Source organism: Microbacterium sp. NPDC089190, from assembly GCF_040701795.1.
Lineage (GTDB): Bacteria > Actinomycetota > Actinomycetes > Actinomycetales > Microbacteriaceae > Microbacterium > Microbacterium galbum.
This window is the reverse complement of sequence record NZ_JBFBHF010000001.1, coordinates 1,166,270-1,183,595: the sequence shown is the minus strand read 5'-3', so window position 1 is coordinate 1,183,595 and position 17,326 is coordinate 1,166,270. Positions and strand designations below refer to the sequence as shown.

15 protein-coding genes are annotated in these 17,326 nt (G+C 69.9%); 4 read left to right on the top strand and 11 right to left on the bottom strand.

The features are described 5' to 3' along the window. The first annotated feature begins 187 nt into the window (after positions 1-187). A complete protein-coding gene (locus AB0230_RS05780; protein ID WP_366374492.1) occupies positions 188-739 on the top strand; it encodes a hypothetical protein in 552 nt (183 codons plus the stop codon). Between the two features lie 10 nt (positions 740-749). On the opposite strand, the gene nhaA is transcribed toward AB0230_RS05780, so the two are convergent. The 9 genes from nhaA to AB0230_RS05735 form a co-directional block, all read right to left on the bottom strand. Further along, the gene (nhaA, locus tag AB0230_RS05775; protein WP_315993839.1) at positions 750-2,081 is read right to left on the bottom strand and encodes a Na+/H+ antiporter NhaA; all 1,332 of its coding nucleotides are present in this window, start codon (positions 2,079-2,081) and stop codon (positions 750-752) included. Between the two features lie 218 nt (positions 2,082-2,299). Further along, positions 2,300-3,271, bottom strand: a complete 972-nt coding sequence (locus AB0230_RS05770; RefSeq protein WP_366374530.1) for a glycosyl hydrolase family 32 — start codon at positions 3,269-3,271, stop codon at positions 2,300-2,302. A 1-nt stretch (position 3,272) separates the two neighbouring features. Next, the gene (locus AB0230_RS05765; protein WP_366374490.1) at positions 3,273-4,211 is read right to left on the bottom strand and encodes a PfkB family carbohydrate kinase; all 939 of its coding nucleotides are present in this window, start codon (positions 4,209-4,211) and stop codon (positions 3,273-3,275) included. Then, positions 4,208-5,161 carry a carbohydrate ABC transporter permease gene (locus AB0230_RS05760; protein ID WP_366374488.1) on the bottom strand — a complete coding sequence of 318 codons (954 nt, stop codon included), beginning with the start codon at positions 5,159-5,161 and terminating at the stop codon, positions 4,208-4,210. Before AB0230_RS05760 ends, AB0230_RS05765 begins: the two co-directional genes overlap by 4 nt. A 1-nt stretch (position 5,162) precedes the next feature. Continuing rightward, entirely contained in the window at positions 5,163-6,104 is a 942-nt protein-coding gene (locus AB0230_RS05755; RefSeq protein ID WP_366374486.1) for a sugar ABC transporter permease, read from the bottom strand. A 63-nt stretch (positions 6,105-6,167) separates the two neighbouring features. After that, positions 6,168-7,460 carry an extracellular solute-binding protein gene (locus tag AB0230_RS05750; protein ID WP_366374484.1) on the bottom strand — a complete coding sequence of 431 codons (1,293 nt, stop codon included), beginning with the start codon at positions 7,458-7,460 and terminating at the stop codon, positions 6,168-6,170. Between the two features lie 62 nt (positions 7,461-7,522). Then, complete coding sequence (locus AB0230_RS05745; RefSeq protein ID WP_366374482.1) at positions 7,523-8,575, bottom strand: LacI family DNA-binding transcriptional regulator; 1,053 nt, start codon at positions 8,573-8,575, stop codon at positions 7,523-7,525. A gap of 278 nt (positions 8,576-8,853) precedes the next feature. Beyond that, positions 8,854-10,191 carry a solute carrier family 23 protein gene (locus tag AB0230_RS05740; RefSeq protein ID WP_366374480.1) on the bottom strand — a complete coding sequence of 446 codons (1,338 nt, stop codon included), beginning with the start codon at positions 10,189-10,191 and terminating at the stop codon, positions 8,854-8,856. Positions 10,192-10,330: 139 nt separating this feature from the next. Beyond that, complete coding sequence (locus AB0230_RS05735; RefSeq protein WP_366374478.1) at positions 10,331-11,263, bottom strand: phosphoribosylaminoimidazolesuccinocarboxamide synthase; 933 nt, start codon at positions 11,261-11,263, stop codon at positions 10,331-10,333. A 121-nt stretch (positions 11,264-11,384) separates the two neighbouring features. On the opposite strand from AB0230_RS05735, the gene AB0230_RS05730 reads away from it, so the two are divergent. The 3 genes from AB0230_RS05730 to AB0230_RS05720 all read left to right on the top strand — a co-directional run bounded on the left by AB0230_RS05730 (position 11,385) and on the right by AB0230_RS05720 (position 15,600). Continuing rightward, a complete protein-coding gene (locus tag AB0230_RS05730) occupies positions 11,385-13,151 on the top strand; it encodes a BCCT family transporter (RefSeq protein ID WP_366374476.1) in 1,767 nt (588 codons plus the stop codon). 254 nt (positions 13,152-13,405) lie between these two features. Next, complete coding sequence (locus tag AB0230_RS05725; protein WP_366374474.1) at positions 13,406-14,026, top strand: helix-turn-helix transcriptional regulator; 621 nt, start codon at positions 13,406-13,408, stop codon at positions 14,024-14,026. Then, on the top strand, positions 14,023-15,600 hold the full coding sequence (locus AB0230_RS05720; protein ID WP_366374472.1) for a DHA2 family efflux MFS transporter permease subunit: 1,578 nt from the start codon (positions 14,023-14,025) through the stop codon (positions 15,598-15,600). Before AB0230_RS05725 ends, AB0230_RS05720 begins: the two co-directional genes overlap by 4 nt. Before the next feature lie 67 nt (positions 15,601-15,667). On the opposite strand, the gene AB0230_RS05715 is transcribed toward AB0230_RS05720, so the two are convergent. Both AB0230_RS05715 and AB0230_RS05710 read right to left on the bottom strand, forming a co-directional pair. After that, a complete protein-coding gene (locus tag AB0230_RS05715) occupies positions 15,668-16,258 on the bottom strand; it encodes a class I SAM-dependent methyltransferase (protein ID WP_366374470.1) in 591 nt (196 codons plus the stop codon). 84 nt (positions 16,259-16,342) lie between these two features. Beyond that, positions 16,343-17,305, bottom strand: coding sequence for a LacI family DNA-binding transcriptional regulator (locus AB0230_RS05710; RefSeq protein ID WP_366374468.1), 963 nt, complete (start codon positions 17,303-17,305; stop codon positions 16,343-16,345). Between the last annotated feature and the right edge of the window lie 21 nt (positions 17,306-17,326).

Sequence of the window (17,326 nt, the reverse complement as noted above, 5' to 3'; positions counted from 1 at the left end):
GCGTCGGCCCTCACGCCGCGTAAGGGTCAAGAGCGTGATGAGGCAGCGCTGCTCTCGGGGCTATGGTGAGCGCAGAGAGCGGTCGGTGCGGGACAGCGCCGTCACGCGGAGGGGGTCTCGCCATGAACCGTGCATTCATCGCCGTGTCGGGCGCGCTGCTGATCGCCGCTGCGGCCCTTCTGACGGGGTGCGTCCCCGAGCCCCCCTCGCCGGCGTCGACCGCGACCGTCGACTCGCCGTCGGCGACCGCCCCGAGCGCCTCGCCGACGGGCTCCGCATCGACCCCGACCCCGACCCCGACGGCCGCGCCGACCGCCCCGACCGTCGACCCGGCCGGCATCCCGGAATCCTGCGACGATCTCGGCGCGGCGGCGACACGGCAGCAGACGGTGGGGGCCTGACCGCCCAGCACGCCGACGGGTTCGTGCGGCCGGCACCCGCGAACGCGACGACCGAGCTGTCGTGCAACTGGATCCAGGAGGAGTCGGCCGGCGTTCTGCTCCTCATCGGCACCGCGTCCGCCGCCGAGGTCTCCACCGGGGTCGACGGGCTCGCCGCCCAGGGGTACGAGTGCCAGGCCGCGGAGGACTTCGGCGCCCAGTACTGCGTGAAGGCCGGCGGCACGGCGCAGACCGAAGACGTCGTGGTCGCTCGAGACGGCGTGTGGATCTCTCTCGAGACCGTCAACGTCGACGCGCGCGCGTGGCTGTCGGAGATCTCGTCGCAGATCTTCGGCTGACGGTGACGCCTCAGCGTCGCGGCTGCTCCGGCTGCTGATACACGTCGGGGACGTCGTCTCCGTCGGCATCCACCTCTTCGGCGAGGGCGAGCTGCTTGTAGCGCCGGTTGCGCACGAGCAGCACGGCCGCGGCGAGGACGGATGCGAGCAGCGAGGCCGCCATGATCGCGATCTTCGCGTCGTCGGTGTGCGGGGAGCCGGCCGGGAAGCTGAGCTCGGCGATCAGCAGCGACACCGTGAAGCCGATGCCCGCGAGCAGCCCCACCCCGGCGAGGTCGATCCACTTCAGGGCCGGGTCGAGGCGCACCTTCGTCACGAGCGTGAGCAGGCGCACGCCGAGCAGGATGCCGACCGGCTTGCCGAGCACGAGGCCGGCGACGACGCCGATGGTCACGGGGTCCATCAGGGCGCGGACGATCCCCTCGCCGCCGCCCACGGCGACACCCGCGGCGAAGAACGCGAAGATCGGCACGGCGATGCCGCTGGAGAGCGGACGGAAGCGGTGCTCGAACTGCTCGGCGAGGTCCATGCCGTGGTGCTCCGGTTGGCGCTTGGACGCGGCAACGGGGATGGTGAACGCCAGTGCCACACCGGCGATCGTGGCGTGCACGCCCGAGGCGTGCAGGAACGCCCACGCGGCGAAGCCGATCGGCAGCAGCACGACCCAGGCACCCCACGCGTTGCGCGAGAACCACGCGCGGGCGCGGTGGGCGATCACGCCGTAGACGACGACGAGCACGGCGAAGACGCCGAGGGGGAGGAGCTGGATGTCGGTCGTGTAGAAGATCGCGATGATCGCGATCGCGATCAGGTCGTCGACGACCGCGAGCGTCAGCAGGAAGATGCGCAGCGGACCGGGCAGGTGCGAGCCGACGAGGGCGAGGACGGCGACGGCGAACGCGATGTCGGTCGCTGTGGGGATGGCCCACCCCGCCAGCAGACTCGGCTGCGTGTGCACGATCGCGACGTAGATGAGGGCGGGCACGGCGACACCGGCGAAGGCCGCCGTCACGGGGACGATCGCGGTGCCGAATCGGCGGAGGCTGCCGGAGACGATCTCGCGCTTGAGCTCGAGGCCGACCATGAAGAAGAAGACGGCGAGCAGGCCGTCGGCCGCCCACGACCCGACGCTCAGCTCGAGGTGCCAGGGCTCGTAGCCGAAGCGGAAGTCGCGCAGCGCGAAGTACGCGTCGGCGGCGGGGGAGTTGGCCCAGATGATCGCGATGATCGCGGCGACCACGAGCAGCATTCCGCCCACGGACTCCTGACGGAGCAGTGTGGTGACGCGGTGGACTTCGCGGTAGCCCGGCCAGCTCGGCGCGCGCGTGTGGGTTTCGGTCATGGAGGAGGTCCCTTCCGGGGTCGATCGACAGATCGTCGACCAGACTTCCCGACACGCCTCCCTCATTCTAGCGAAGGCGGACCGGGACTCTCCCCGGCGGACGGCTACGCCCGAGATCGCCCGCTCACGACGCGCGCATGCGGCGAAGTTGCGCACGCACGCGCGGTGGGGGCGGGAGATCTCGGGCGCGGGATGCCGGCACCCCGCCCGGCGTGGAATCAGACCGACACGGCGATCGGCTGCGTCACCACCAGACGGCCGCTCTCCCAGCCGACCGGCATCGGGTCGGTGATGCCGCCGACGAACGTGCCGTCGGGACCGACGTTGCGGAAGGCGAGGAGCTGCCACGCGCCTTCGCGAGTGCGGATTAGACGACCGACGTACAGGTCGTCATCCGTAATGGGCGTCGCGGTCGAGATGTCGAACGGGCCCAGAACGCTGTCGGCGGCCACCGCCCACACCGCACCTCTCGGGTGACGCGCGCGCACGGCATCCATCGCCTGGGCGGGCATGCAGGAGAACAGCAGGACGGCACGGCCGTCGACCTCCTCGACCTGCGTCACCTCGAGTTGGCCGAAGCCCTCTTCGCTGGGGGTGCTGACGGGCGCCCGCAGCGTCCACGTCTCGAGATCGGGGGAGGTCGCGTGGGCGACGACACCGCTGCCGTTGAGCGGACCGCGAGGCGCGCGGGCCGTGACGTACATGTGCCAGCCGTCACCGGCGGGGTCGGCGAACACCCACGGATCGCGGAAGGCCTCGTCGTGCCAGGCGGTGGTGGCGAGACGCTCGTAGATCTCGCCGTCGGCCTCGAGCACCGGGTTCGCCGGACTCTTGTGCCACGTGTACAGGTCGGAGCTCGTGGCGTAACCGATGCGCTGCACGTTGCGGCCGTCGTCGCCGAGCCGCGAGCCCGTGTAGAAGAGGAACCAGGTACCGTCCTCCCTGCGCACAGTCGAGCCCGTCCAGGTGGCGAGGGCGTCGAAGTCGTCGGCCCCGCCGCGCACGAGGGCGTCCGCGACGCGCTCCCACGAGACGAGGTCGGTGGAGACGGCGTGACCCACCGAGGCGCGATAGTGGCGGTCTTCCGGGTCGTGCAGGGCGCGCGAGGCGTACAGGAAGAACAGGTGGTAGGTGTCACCGTCGTCGGCGAACCAGAAATCCCACACGTAGGAATCGGCGAGGTCGAACACGTCAGGCACTCTCTTTCGGTGCAGCGGATAGCTGCAGGTCTTCTCGGGTCGGGGGGTCCATGCCCTCGCGTCCCACCGTGATCGCGGCGGCCGCCGCGGCACGACGGAGGAGGGAAGACAGGGTGGAGTCGTCGAGGCTTCGCACCGCGGCACGCAGCTCGGCGGTGTCACCGGCGAGGTCCAGGATGCCGTCCAGCAGCGTCCCCATGAAGGTGTCGCCGGCCCCGACGGTGTCGACCACGCGCGTGGCGACGGCGGGAATGTCGACGGTGGCGCTCGCGGTGACGCCGAAGGACCCGGCATCCCCGTTGGTGATGACGGCCAGACCGGCGCCCGACGCCACCCATCCGCGCGCGACGTCGACGGGCGCGACACCGGGGTAGAGCCACTCGGCGTCTTCGGCGCTGGCTTTGACGACGTCGCTCAGGGCCACGAGCGACTCGACGCGTGCGCGGGCATCGAGGACCCCACCGGTCAGAGCAGGGCGGATGTTCGGGTCGTAACTGACGAGCGCCGTCGCACGAGCTCGTTGCGCGGCCGCGCGCACCTCGTCGGCACCGGGCACGAGGGTCGCGGCGACCGAGCCGGTATGGAAGATCCGCGCGCCGGGGATCCCGACCGGCGAGGGCAGCGTCCAGTCGATGTCGAAGTCGTAGGTCGCGTCACCGCGCTCGTCGATCATCGCGCGGGCGGTGGCGGTGCGGACGGGGTCACCGGCGGTGTGCACATCGACTCCGGATGCCGTGAGCCAGTCGCGCAGGACCTGTCCGCGGTCGTCGTCGGCGACGCGCGCCACGAGGGCGGCGGCGCGTCCCAGCCGCCCGAGCGCGACGGCGACGTTAGCGGGGCTCCCGCCGGGGCGCTCGGCCGCCCCGGCGGAAGTGATGACGACGTCGATCAGTGCTTCACCGAGCACGACGACATCGAGCGATGCGCTCATCCCTTGACCCCGGATGCCGCGATGCTGCTGACGAACGCACGCTGAAACACCAGGAACACGATCAGCACGGGCAGGGTGATGAGCGAGGTGTAGGCCATGACCTCACCCCAAGCGGTGTTGAGCTGGAAGAAGTACTGCATGCCGACCATGACGGGACGCAAGTTCTCTTTCTGCACGACCATCAGGGGCCAGAGGTACTGATTCCACGCGGGGAGGAACGTGAGGATCGCCACGGTGGCGAACGCCGGCCCTGACAGGGGCACGATGATGCGACGGTAGATGGTGAACCAGCTCGCTCCGTCGATGCGCGCGGCCTCATCGAGCGATTGCGGGATCGTGGAGAAGTACTGCGCGAACAGGAAGATCGAGAAGGCGTTCGCGATGAACGGCACGATCTGAACCTGATAGGTGTTCAGCCAGCCGAAGTCGTACTTCAGCACCCCACCCTCCATGACGAGGGTCGGTAGCTGGTTGACCCAGTAGACCATCGGCACGGCAATCGTCTCGAACGGCACGATGAGCGTCGCGATGATCAGCGCGAGCACGACGACCCGGCCCTTCCAGCGCAGGCGCGACAGGGCGAAGCCGGCCAGGGAGTTCACGATCAGGCCGAGCCCCACCGTCAGCACCGTGACCAGGATGGAGTTGAACAGGAACTGCCCGACGGGGACGCGGTCGAACACGCCGAAGTAGTTGTCGAGGCTGATGTCGCCGGTGGGGAGGAACGCCGCGGGCGAGTTGATGTCGCGAAGGATCTGCGCGTCGGGCTTGAGACTCGACACGAACATGAATACCAGGGGGAAGAGGAAGAACACCGCGAGGATCGACATCGCCACGTACGTGAGGATGCGGCCCCGCCGCCCCTCGGACGCGCGAGTGCGATGCCGCGCGGGCGGGTTCTGACGCGCGGGGCGCGTGGCGCGCCGGGGGCGCTCGAGGATGCCGGTCATGTCAGTTCTTCTCTCGGGTCAACCAGCGCTGGATGAGCGCGATGATCAGCACGGCGACGAAGAACAGGAGCGAGATCGCGGCGGCGTAGCCGATCTCCTGCTGCTCGTAGCCCTTACGCACCGCGTGGAACACGACGGTCGACGTCGAGTTGAGGGGGCCGCCCTGCGTCATCACGTCGACCTGGACGAAGAGTCCGAGGGCGGCGATCGTGATCGTCACCAGGACGAACACCATGGTCGGTCGCAGGCCCGGCCAGGTCACGTTCGTGAACTGCCGCCAACGGCTCGCCCCGTCCATTCGGGCCGCCTCGTACAGCTCTTCCGGGATGGTCTGCAACCCCGCGAGCCAGATGATCATGTGGAAGCCGACCGCCTGCCAGATCGACAGCACGATGATCGCACCGAGCGCCGTGCTCGGGTCGTTCAGCCAGTCGGCGCCCTTCAGCGCCCCGAAGGTGACGGCGTCGATCATCGAGTTGATCAGTCCGTCGCTCTGGTACATGAAGCGCCACAGGATCGACACGACGACGATCGAGGTGACCACGGGGATGAAGAAGACCACCCGGAAGAACGTGGTGCCACGCAGGCGTTGGTTCACCAGCACCGCGAGGAGGAGCCCCAGCCCCGCCTGCACCGGCACGACGACCAGGGCGAACAGGAACGTGTTCAGCGACGACTGCAGGAACACGGGGTCGGCGGTGAAGGCCCGGAAGAAGTTGTCCAGACCGACGAAGCGGGGAGGGTTCGGAGAGATCAGCCGGGCGTTCGTGAACGACAGCGTGAACGCCAGCAGGACGGGGACGATCAGGAAGAGCAGGAGCAGGAGGGCGGCGGGGGCCATCATCGCCAGGCCCGCCCACGTCTCGCGTCCGCGTGAGGAGCGGAAGCGGCTGAGGGATCGGCGCGGCTGCTTCGCCGCGGCGACCGGGGGAGACACGGTCATCAGGTTCTTCTTTCGCGGGTCGCGGTGGGGGTCCGAGCCGGGCCCCCACCGCTGGGCGCGGCGTTACTTCGCGCCGTAGCCGTCGTTGGACTCGATGTTGGTGTCGATCTCGGTGACCGCGGCATCCAGGGCCGACTGCACGTCGGCGCCGTTCATGATGTCCTTGGCCGCCGTCTCGAACGTGGTCGAGATCACCGCGTATGCCGGGGTCTCGGGACGCAGCACGGCGTACTCCTTCGAGAACTCCGCGAAGGGACGCAGAGCGCCGTCGGTGGAGTTGAAGTACTTCGACGCCTCGGTGGCCGCCTCGGTGGCGGGGATCACGAGCTGCTCGTCGGCGAACTGGGTGATGTACTCGTCGTTGAAGCTGAACTCCAGGTACTGGCGTGCGCCGTCGGCGTCGGCGCAGGACGACGAGATGCCCCACTGCCACGAACCGCCGCCGATCTTGGGGCCGCTTCCGAGGTTCGGCGGCGGGAGGATCAGCAGGTCGTCACCGACCGCGTCCACCGCGGCGAGACCGTTCCAGACGCCGGTGTAGCTCAGGGCCACCTTGCCGTCGACGAACTCCTGGTTGCCTACCGTGCCGCCGCTGTTCGCGTAGCCCTTCTTGAAAAGGTCCTGGAACCAGGTGCCCCACTTCACGGCATCCGGTCCGTTCAGCACGCCGTCCGCGGTGAGCATGGTGTCGCGGTCGATGAGGTCGCCGCCGAAGCTCTGCAGGAACGGCGAGTAGGCGTAGGGCCACCACTCGCCCTTGTCCTCGGCTCCGATGTCGATCGGGGTGTCGTACCCGGCGGCCTTCAGGGTTGCGAGGGCCTGATCGAACTCGGACTCGCTCCACGGCTGATCGATGCTCGGGATGCGGATGCCATTGGCATCCAGAACCGACTTGCGAGCGAAGATGCCCAGGGCGGCGTCCCAGTATCCGGCGGAGTAGATCTCGCCGTCGTACTTCCCGACCGCCGTGGGAAGGAGCTTGTCGGTGATGTCGCTGGAGATGTTCAGCGGCTGGAGGTAGTTGGCCCACGCCCAATTGGGCATGATCGGACCGTCGAGGTCGAGCAGACAGGGGAGGTCGCCCGAGGCCGCCGCCGCGACGATCGCGTCGTTGTAGGCGCCCTGCGGGAACGACTCGGTCTTGACCTCGTATTTGTCCTGCGACGCGTTGAAGTCGCTGATGATCTTCTCGTAGACGGCGAGCTCGGCGGGGTTTCCGGCCGAGTGCGTCCACATGGTCAGGACGGTGCGACCGTCCTCGGTCGTCGTGCTGCCCTGGCCGGCCTGACCGCAGCCGGTCATGACCAGCGCGGCAGCGACGCCCATCGCGGCGAGCGGGATGAAGGACTTCTTCATCGTGTTCCTTTCGGTGTACGACGACATCGCTGTCGCCATCGTGAGGGGACGCCGGGGTGGCGTCAGTCCGCGGCCCGGGGTTCCCGCGCGCTGCCGAGGTGCGCGGGAGGGCCGACGGAAGCCCGACGAACGATCGGGCAGTCCATGAGGTGGGGGGAGGTCGTGTCCGCCTCGCGGAGGCCGAGGGCGACCTCCATGGCCCAGCGGCCCATGGCCGCGTGGGGGAGCGAGACGGTGGTCAGCGGCGGATCGAGCTCCGCCGCGACGAGCTGCTGGTCGTCGTAGCCGACGATCGAGAGGTCTTCGGGGATCCGGATGCCGTGGCGGTGGGCCCACATGACGACGCCGGCCGCGATGCGGTCGTTGAAGGCGAAGATGCCGGTGGGGCGCTGCTCGACAGGCAGCGCGAACAGTTCGGTGACGGCGCGCTGGCCGCCCGCGGCCGACGTGGGCGCGTAGACGTGCAGGGCGGGATCGGGGGTGATGCCCGCCTCGGTCAGGACGTCGATGTACCCCTGCAGACGCAGCTGGGCGGCGACGGGTCTGTCATCGTCGCCGTCGTCGATGTAGGCGATGCGCCGGTGGCCCGCGTCGAGCAGTTCTCGAGCGGCGGCGCGGCCGCCGGCGTAGTCGTTGGGCACGACCGAGGGGTAGCCGCCGCCGTCAGGGCGGCAATCGAGGAACACCGTTCCGACCGGAAGTCCCGCGGGGGCGGGCAGGACCCGGTGGTACATCGAGGCGTAGACCATGCCGTCGACGCGGTGGTTCACGAGGGTCGCGATCGCGTCGGACTCGATCTCCGGGTGGCCGTCGGTGTCGACGAGGATGACGAGACGCTCGTTCTCGCGCGCCACCTCCTGCGCGCCGGCGAGCATGCGGCCGGCGAAGGGGGTCGTGGCGATGCGGTCGGAAACGAGACCGATCGTGCCGGTCACGCGGGTGCGCAGGCTTCGGGCGATCGGGTTCGGTGAGTAGCCGACCTCGTCGGCGACACGGCGCACGCGCTCCTTGGTCTCGTCGGAGATGCGCGATTCGGCGTCGTTGAGGACGAGCGAGACGGTCGCGGGGGAGACGCCGGCCGCTTTCGCGACATCGGCGAGGCGGACTCGGGTCATCGTCCCACCCTCCGTTGGATAATCGATTTATCTCGCTGATAAACCGATTTACCAGCGACCGAGATCAGTGTGCGGTCTGCGACGGCACGCTGTCAAGTAACGGTCCGGCAACGGTGGTGCGCGGCATCCCGTTCGCGATGCCTTTACGACTGCGACATCTCGCGAAACGGACGAACGCACACGTTTCAGCGTGTGCGTTCGTCCAGATCAGGTGATCTCGCAGCCGCGGCGGGCGGCCACCGCAGGAGGCAGGACCCGGATGCCGCGACCCCGGCGGCTCAGCTCGGGTCGCCGCCCAGCGGGCCGACCGCGGGGATCGGACCGCCGTCGTCGGCGCCGGTCTTGCGGGCGCGGGCGATCGCGTTGCCGAGGTGGTAGATCACCAGGGCCGCGACCGAGCCGAGCACGATGGCGCCGAGCTGGAAGTCGCCCCACTGCATCGTGAACCCGGCGATCGCGAGCGTCAGGGCCACCGCGCCGGTGTACTGGTTGACCGGACGTGAGAAGTCGACGCGGTTGTCGACCCAGATCTTGATGCCGATGATGCCGATCAGGCCGTACAGCGCCGTGGTCACGCCGCCGAGGACGCCCGGCGGGATGGTGTTGAACACCGCGCCCACCTTGGGTGAGAGGCTCAGCACGATCGCGGCGAGACCCGCGACCCAGTAGACCGCGGTCGAGTACACGCGGGTCGCGGCCATCACCCCGATGTTCTCGCCGTACGTCGTCGTGCCCGAGCCGCCGAAGGTTCCCGCGAGCGTCGTGGCGACGCCGTCGGCGATGAGGGCGCGCCCGGTGGAGCGGTTGGCGGTGGCATCCGTCATCGCCGCGACCCCGCGCACGTGTCCGACGTTCTCGGCGACGAGCACCAGGACGACCGGCAGGAACATCGCGATGACCGACCAGGTGGCCGGCTTCGTGAAGTCGGCGATCTCGAAGGTCGGGAGCCCGACCCAGGGGGCCTGCTCCACGACGGAGAAGTCGATGAGGACCTCACCCGTCGTCAGCTGGATGATGACGGTCGCGACGTAGCCCACGATCACGCCGAGGAAGATCGAGATGCGGCCGAGGAAGCCGCGGAACAGCACGCTGAACAGGATGACGGCGACGAGCGTGATGGTGCCGGGCAGGGGCTGCACCTGGAAGTTCGACCACGCCACCGGGGCGAGGTTGAAGCCGATGAGGGCGACGATGGCGCCCGCGACGACCGGCGGCATGACCTTGTCGACCCACCCGAGGCCCGCGAACTGCACGACGAAGCCGATCGCCGTGAGCAGCACGCCGACCGCGACGATGCCCGCGAGGGCGGAACCCGTGCCGGCGGTGGTCGTGGCGGCGGTGATCGGCGCGATGAACGCGAACGACGACCCCAGGTAGCTGGGGAGGCGGTTCTTCGTCACGAGCAGGAACAGCAGGGTTCCCACGCCCGAGAACAGCAGCGTCGTCGACACCGGGAACCCGGTGAGCACCGGCACGAGAAAGGTCGCGCCGAACATCGCGATGACGTGCTGGAGGCCGATCGCGACCGTCGCGCCCCAGTTCAGGCGTTCGCCCGGGGCGACGACGGCTCCGGGTGCGACGGTGCGGCCGTCGCCGTGCAGCTTCCAGCGGAACATGTGTCTCCTTGCGAGGGGCGGTCCCTTCGACAGGCTCAGGGACCTCGTGGGGTGGTGCTCAGGGACCGGGTGGGGTGGGGCTCGGGGGCCTCGTGCGGCAGGGGCGGTGGCTGAACTCGTCGAGGCCTCCGCGGGCGGGTCAGGACGCCGTGAGCAGGCGCAGGAGGGTCGCGTAGCGCTCGCGCGTGCGCTCGACGATCTCGGCGGGGAGGACGGGGGGCTCGCCCTGCTTGTCCCAATTCGCCGACAACCAGTCGCGCACGATCTGCTTGTCGAAGCTCGCCATGCGCTCGGCGGGGGTGGTGCCGGTGCGCCAGGCCTCGGCATCCCAGTACCGGGACGAGTCGGAGGTCAGAACCTCGTCGGCCAGGGTCAGCACGCCGTCGGCGTCGAAGCCGAATTCGAACTTCGTGTCGGCGAGGATCAGCCCGTGGGCCTCGGCGGTCGCGGAGGCGCGGTGGTAGACCTCGAGCGACAGATCACGCAGGGCGGTCGCGGTCTCGGCACCGACGAGCTCGACGGAGCGTTCGAACGTGATGTTCTCGTCGTGCTCGCCCATCGGAGCCTTCCACGCCGGTGTGTAGAGCGGCTCAGGGAGGCGGTCGCCGTCGTTCAGGCCCTCGGGGAGGGGGATGCCGCACACCGTGCCCGACGCGCGGTACTCGGCCCATCCCGACCCGGTGAGGTAGCCGCGCACGACGCACTCGATCGGCTGCATGTCGAGGGATCGCACGAGCATCGCGCGCCCCTGTACGGCATCCGGGATCAGGCTCACCGTCTCCTCGCCTTCGAGGCGGCGGTCGGAGACGAGGTGGTTCGGAATCGACGGCCCGCCGTCGCCGCCGGCGAGCTGGTCGAACCACCACAGGCTGAGGGTCGTCAACAGCTCGCCCTTGTCGGGGATGCCGGGTTCGAGCACGTGGTCGAAGGCGCTCACGCGGTCGCTCGCGACGACGAGGAGGTGTGCGGGAGTGGCGTCGGGAGCCGTCTCGGCGGGCACGTAGAGGTCGCGCACCTTGCCGGAGTAGACGTGGCGCCAGCCGGCGAGCTCGAGGGGGGAGGCGGAGGTCACCCGCTCATTATCGCGGGTGCACGCTCGCGTCCACACGGCGCGCTCGCGCGGATTGTCGCACAACGTCTCTCACGGCGCCTGCCCCCCGGGCGAGGAGGGGGCGTTCACTACCCTCGGAGGAATGACCGATGACACCTCCGGACCCGCGGTAGCCATCGATCCTCACGCGGGCAGCCGGCACAAGACCATCCGCGGCTGGGTGTTCTGGCCCGCCGCTGCTATCGCGCTCGCGTTCATCGCTTTCGCGCTGTTCTTCCCCGCGGCGGCCGAGGCCACCTTCACCAGTGTGCAGACGGCCATCGTCTCGACGTTCAACTGGTACTACGTGCTGATCGCGGCGTTCTTCGTCGTCTTCGCCCTCGCGATGGGCTTCAGCCGCTTCGGCAACATCAAGCTCGGCCAGGATGACGACGAGCCCGAGTTCTCGACGATGTCGTGGTTCGCGCTCCTCTTCGCCGCCGGCATGGGGATCGGCCTCGTCTTCTACGGCGTGAGCGAGCCGCTCAGCCACTTCGTCTCGCCCCGCCCCGGCGTCACGGGCACCCCCGCGGAGCTCGCGCAGCAGGCCATGTCGCAGACCTTCCTGCACTGGGGCGTGCACGCGTGGTCGATCTACGTCGTGCTGGGCCTCGCGCTCGCCTACGCCTTCCACCGTCGCAAGCGTCCCCGCACCATCCGGTGGGCGCTCGAACCGATCCTCGGCGCGCGCCTCGTGCAGGGCGGCTGGGGCAACGCGGTCGACGTCGCCGCCCTCGTCGGCACGCTCTTCGGCGTGGCGACCTCCCTCGGTCTCGGCGTCATCCAGATCAGTGCGGGTCTCGACTTCCTCGGGGTCGTACCGCCCAGCATCATCAGCCAGGCCGTGATCATCGGCATCATCACCGGCTTCGTCCTGTTCTCGCTGCTGTCCGGCGTCGGCAAGGGCATGAAGTGGCTCTCGAACATCAACCTCGTGCTCGCCGGGGTCCTGATGCTCTTCCTGCTCTTCGTCGGCCCCACCGAGTTCCTGTTGCGCGACGTCGTGCAGTCCATCGGCAACTACATCCAGAGCTTCGTCGGCCTGTCGTTCACCGTCAGCGCCTACGCGGGCGACGACGGCGTGGCCTGGCAGGGCGCGTGGACGGCGTTCTACTGGGGCTGGTGGATCTCGTGGGCCCCCTTCGTGGGCATCTTCATCGCGCGCATCTCGCGCGGGCGCACCGTACGCGAGTTCGTGGTCGGTGTGATCCTCGTGCCCACGCTCGTCGGCATCCTGTGGTTCACCGTGCTCGGCGGGACCGCGATCTACGGCGAACTGACCGGTACGGCCTCGTACACCGGTGCGGACGGGTCGGTCGATGTCTCGACGGCGCTGTTCCAGATGCTCGAGGGGGTTCCGGGTTCGGCCGTGCTGATCATCGGCTTCCTCATCCTCATCGCCGTGTTCTTCGTGACCTCGGCGGACTCGGGAGCTCTGGTGATGAGCATGATCGCCACCGGCGGCGAGGAGGAGCCCAAGAAATGGGTGCGCGTGTTCTTCGCCCTCGCCACCGCCGTGATCGCCTTCGCCCTCCTCATCGCGGGTGGACTCCAGGCGCTGCAGACGGCGGCGATCAGCATCGCGCTGCCCTTCAGCGTCGTGCTCCTCGCGATCTGCTGGGCGACGGTCGTCGCCTTCCGCCGCGAGATGAAGGCGTACGACAGGGCCGAGCGTGCGCAGCTGCGCGACGCGATCGGGCAGCACTACGGCCTCGAGGTCGAGGAGCCCAACCAGCGGGGCATCTTCGGTCTGCCCGCCCGCTGGCGGCACCGCCGGTCCGCCGCGGCGCCGGTCGAGGGCGCCGCCGGCGCGCCCGTCGCCGACAAGGACGCCCCCGAGACGGTGTCCGGGCCGTCCTCGTCGAGCTGAGTCGACTGTTCGACAGGAAGACGCCGCCCCGGTCCGCCGGCGCGGCGTCTTCGTCGTGAGTGGGCGGTGCGCAAGCCCACCGGCCACGGCAACCGCCGGGCGTTGACTGTCCCCGACACGCCGCACCGCGCGTGCGGGGCCGGCGTGTTCTGGACATTCGACGTTCACGAGGGCGGACTCGCGCGGCGGGCGCGTGAGGCGTATAGTCCATGTGGACTAGTCGAGACGGACCACACGAGCGGAGGAGAAGACGGATGCCGGAAAGCACTCGCCTCACGCCCGTCGCGGTCATGATCCTCGCCACCCTCCGCGAGGCGGACATGCACACCTACGAACTCGTGCGCCTGTTGCGCGAGCGAAAGGACGACCGGCTCGTGCCCCTGCAGAAGGGCACGATCTACCACACGGTCGCCCGGCTCGAGCGCGACGGTCTGCTCGCCGAAGCGGGCGTCGACCGCGAGGGGAACCGTCCCGAACGCACCACCTACACGCTGCTCGACGCCGGTCGCCGCGCGGTCGAGGAGTGGGTGCGCACCGAACTGCCGCAGATCGAGCGCTCGACCGACTTCCGCGTCGCGCTCTCCGAGGCGCACAATCTCGAGCGCGACGAAGTGGTCGCCCTGCTCGATCGACGCCGTGCCCTGCTCGTCGCCTCGGCGCACGAGCACCGCACGGGCCTGGACGGGGCGGCCCATCGCGGCGTCCCCGACCAGTTCATGGTCGAGGTCCAGCGGCAGGCCGCGCTCCTCGACGCCGAACTCGCGTGGCAGGACGCCCTGCGCGCGCGCCTCGCCGACGGCACCCTCGCCTGGGGCCCCGACGAGATCCCGGAACACTTCACGAAAGAACGCGTCTCGAAGGAGACCACCCCATGACCGATTCCCGCGCCGCATCCGCGGCATCCTCTTCCACCGGATCGACCCGCACCGGGTCGCACGGCACCCCTGCCCGCAGCCCCTGGCCCGCCCTGTGGGCCCTGGTCATCGGCTTCTTCATGATCCTGGTCGACACCACGATCGTCTCGGTGGCCAACCCGGCCATCAAGGCGGCCCTCGATCCGGACACCAACAATCTCGACAACGTCGTGTGGGTCACCAGCGCCTACCTGCTCACGTACGCGGTGCCGCTGCTGATCACCGGCCGCCTCGGCGACCGCTTCGGCCCCAAGAACATCTACCTCGCGGGCCTCGCGATCTTCACCCTCGCTTCGCTCGCGTGCGGTCTCGCCCCCACTCTCGAGGTGCTGATCGTCGCCCGCGCCGTGCAGGGCCTGGGCGCCGCCCTCATGACTCCGCAGACGATGGCGGTCATCACCCGCACCTTCCCGCCCCAGAATCGCGGTGCGGCCATGGGTCTGTGGGGAGCCACCGCCGGTGTGGCGACGCTCGTCGGTCCCCTCGCAGGGGGCCTGCTGGTCGACGGCCTCGGCTGGGAGTGGATCTTCTTCATCAACATCCCCGTCGGCGTCATCGGCTTCATCGCCGCCGTGATCCTGGTCCCGCAGCTCCCGCGCACCGCGCACAAGTTCGACATCCTCGGTGTCGTCCTGAGCGCCGTCGGGCTCTTCCTCATCGTGTTCGGGCTGCAGGAGGGCGAGCACTACGCGTGGGCGGCCTGGATCTGGGGCATGGTCATCGCCGGCGTCGCCGTCATGGCGGTGTTCATCTGGACCCAGGCGCGCAGCACGGGCGAGCCCCTCGTGCCGCTCGATCTGTTCCGGGACCGCAACTTCTCGATCGCCAACCTGGCCATCGCCGCCGTCGGTTTCACGGTGACGAGCATGGCGCTGCCGCAGATGTTCTACCTGCAGCTGGCCCGGGGTCTCACGCCCACCGAATCGGCGCTGCTGCTGGTGCCGCTCGCGATCCTCTCGGGCGTGCTGGCCCCCTTCGCCGGCAAGCTGCTCGATCGCACCGACCCGCGCTTCCTGCTCGTGCCCGGTCTGCTGCTGGTCGGCGGATCGCTGGGACTGTACACGGCGCTCATCCTGAACGACGCCCCGATCTGGGCCTTCCTCATCCCCGCGGCGTTCATGGGCATCGGCAACGCCGGGATGTGGGGCCCGCTGGCGACCACCGCGACGCGCAACCTGCCGCCGCGGCAGGCGGGCGCCGGTGCGGGCATCTACAACACGACCCGTACCGTCGGCTCGGTCATCGGGTCGGCATCCATCGCCGCCTTCATGCAGGCCCGCCTCGAGGCCAACCTGCCGGGGGCAGCGGATGCCGGGGCCAGCTTCGGGTCGGGCCCGCTCCCGGAGCAGGTGGTCGGCGGATTCTCGCAGGCGATGGGTCAGTCGCTCCTGCTGCCGATCGTCGTGATCGCCGTCGGCCTCGTCGCGGTGCTGTTCATGCGCCGTCCCGCGATGATCCGCCCGCACGGTGCTCCGCGCGACGCGGGCTCCGCGCAGCAGACGGCGCAGGCCGCCCCCGCCTCCGCGGGGGAGTAAAACCCGGATGTCGGACGCCGTCACCCCGTGCGGGTGGCGGCGTCCGTCGTTCGTCGGCGCGGCGACCTCACGCGCGCCGCTCGCAGCGCAGCGCTCCGACCGCGCGCTCGCCCCGTGCCTCACGCGCGTGCGTCTCGATCACGTCGAAGCCGACGGCATCCACTCGACGAGCCAGCTCGCCGGCCGGCCACCGCCAGGCGCGCGTGACGGCGTGGTCGAAGGGCTCCAGCGACGTCCCGACGAAGAAGCCGACGAGCAGACCACCACCCGGGCGGGTCACGCGCGCGAACTCCCGCAACGGCGTCGAGATCTCCTCGGGCTCGTGGTGGATGGTCGAGAACCACGACAGGATGCCGCCGAAGGCGCCGTCCGCCGCGTCGAGTCCGTCGATCGAACCGACATCGAATCGGACACCGGGATGCGCCGACCGTGCGTGCTCCACGAATCGCGGCGCGAGGTCGACCCCACGCGCATCCACGCCGCGGTCGGCCAGGTGTCGCGTCCAGTGGCCGGGGCCGCAGCCCGCATCGAGGACCGGGCCCGAGAGCCCCCCGGCCCACGCGTCGACGATCGCGCGGTCGACCGGGTGCACGGCATCCATCGATCCGAGCGCGGTGATGTATTCGTCGGCTCGGGCCTCGTACGCGATCGCGCTCATCCGTCGAGGGTACGGTGAAGGGCGGGGGTCGGGTCGGCCACCGAGCACGCGGGAGGCCTGTTATCCCGTCAGAACGCCTCGCCGTCAGGCGGGCGGCGGCGCGGTCGACCCGCGGACGATCAGCTCCGAGGGCAGGACCGCCGCAGCGTCGGGGGTGGTGCCGCTCATCGACTGCAGCAGCAGGTCGACGGCGAGGGCGCCGGACCGGCCGATCGGCATGCGGACGGTGGTGAGGCTGGGGGTGACGGCACCGGCGAGATCGATGTCGTCGATCCCGACGATGCTCACGTCGTCGGGGCATACCCGGCCGAGCTCGCCCATGCCGGCCTCCAGGCCGAGCGCGACGAGATCGTTGTAGGCGATCACGGCGGTGGCCCCGCTCGCGATGGCCGCGGCGGCGTTCGCTCGCCCACCCTGGATCGACGCGGCGTGATTGCTCAGGCGGGTGAGGCGGATGCCGAAATGCTCGCAGGCGCGCGCGACGGTGTTCGCGCGCTGGTCGTCGGCCCAGGAGCCGTGGGGGCCCGAGGCGTAGGCGATGTGTGCGTGTCCGAGGGCGGCGAGGTGCTCGACGGCCTGGCTCGGGCCGCGGTCGGCGTCCATGATCACGCACGAGGCGCCGGGGATCAGTCGGTTGATCACGACATGGGGCGTCTCGCCGATCAGGGAGAGCACCTCCTCCTCGGGCAGGCGCGGGGAGCACAGCACGAGGCCGTCGGCCTTCATCGCGAGCTCAATGGACTCCCGCTCGCGGCGCAGATCTTCGTCGGCGTCGTAGAGCACGATGCGATGGCGCCCGTGCCACGCCTGGCCCTGGATGGCCTTCAGGAGGGTCGCGTAGACCGGGTTCGCGGCATCCGGGACCACGACCGCGATCGTGCGCGTCCCCACCGGAGCCTGGGGGGCCGCGTAGCCCAGCTCGGCGGCGGCGACGCGCACCCGCTCGAGCGTCGCGGGGGCGAGGCGGTCGGGTTCGCCGAAGGCGCGCGAGGCCGTGGCGATCGAGACGCCCGCATGCCGCGCCACCTCGGTGAGATTCGCCGCCATCCGTGCTCCTTCGTGCAGTCC

What these genes read in the sequence shown, in the direction of transcription:
- nhaA (WP_315993839.1), bottom strand. Translation starts at nt 2,081, where the DNA reads ATGACCGAAACCCACACGCGCGCGCCGAGCTGGCCGGGCTACCGCGAA.
- AB0230_RS05765 (WP_366374490.1), bottom strand. Translation starts at nt 4,211, where the DNA reads ATGAGCGCATCGCTCGATGTCGTCGTGCTCGGTGAAGCACTGATCGAC.
- AB0230_RS05760 (WP_366374488.1), bottom strand. Translation starts at nt 5,161, where the DNA reads ATGACCGGCATCCTCGAGCGCCCCCGGCGCGCCACGCGCCCCGCGCGT.
- AB0230_RS05755 (WP_366374486.1), bottom strand. Translation starts at nt 6,104, where the DNA reads ATGACCGTGTCTCCCCCGGTCGCCGCGGCGAAGCAGCCGCGCCGATCC.
- AB0230_RS05750 (WP_366374484.1), bottom strand. Translation starts at nt 7,460, where the DNA reads ATGAAGAAGTCCTTCATCCCGCTCGCCGCGATGGGCGTCGCTGCCGCG.
- AB0230_RS05745 (WP_366374482.1), bottom strand. Translation starts at nt 8,575, where the DNA reads ATGACCCGAGTCCGCCTCGCCGATGTCGCGAAAGCGGCCGGCGTCTCC.
- AB0230_RS05740 (WP_366374480.1), bottom strand. Translation starts at nt 10,191, where the DNA reads ATGTTCCGCTGGAAGCTGCACGGCGACGGCCGCACCGTCGCACCCGGA.
- AB0230_RS05730 (WP_366374476.1), top strand. Translation starts at nt 11,385, where the DNA reads ATGACCGATGACACCTCCGGACCCGCGGTAGCCATCGATCCTCACGCG.
- AB0230_RS05725 (WP_366374474.1), top strand. Translation starts at nt 13,406, where the DNA reads ATGCCGGAAAGCACTCGCCTCACGCCCGTCGCGGTCATGATCCTCGCC.
- AB0230_RS05720 (WP_366374472.1), top strand. Translation starts at nt 14,023, where the DNA reads ATGACCGATTCCCGCGCCGCATCCGCGGCATCCTCTTCCACCGGATCG.
- AB0230_RS05715 (WP_366374470.1), bottom strand. Translation starts at nt 16,258, where the DNA reads ATGAGCGCGATCGCGTACGAGGCCCGAGCCGACGAATACATCACCGCG.
- AB0230_RS05710 (WP_366374468.1), bottom strand. Translation starts at nt 17,305, where the DNA reads ATGGCGGCGAATCTCACCGAGGTGGCGCGGCATGCGGGCGTCTCGATC.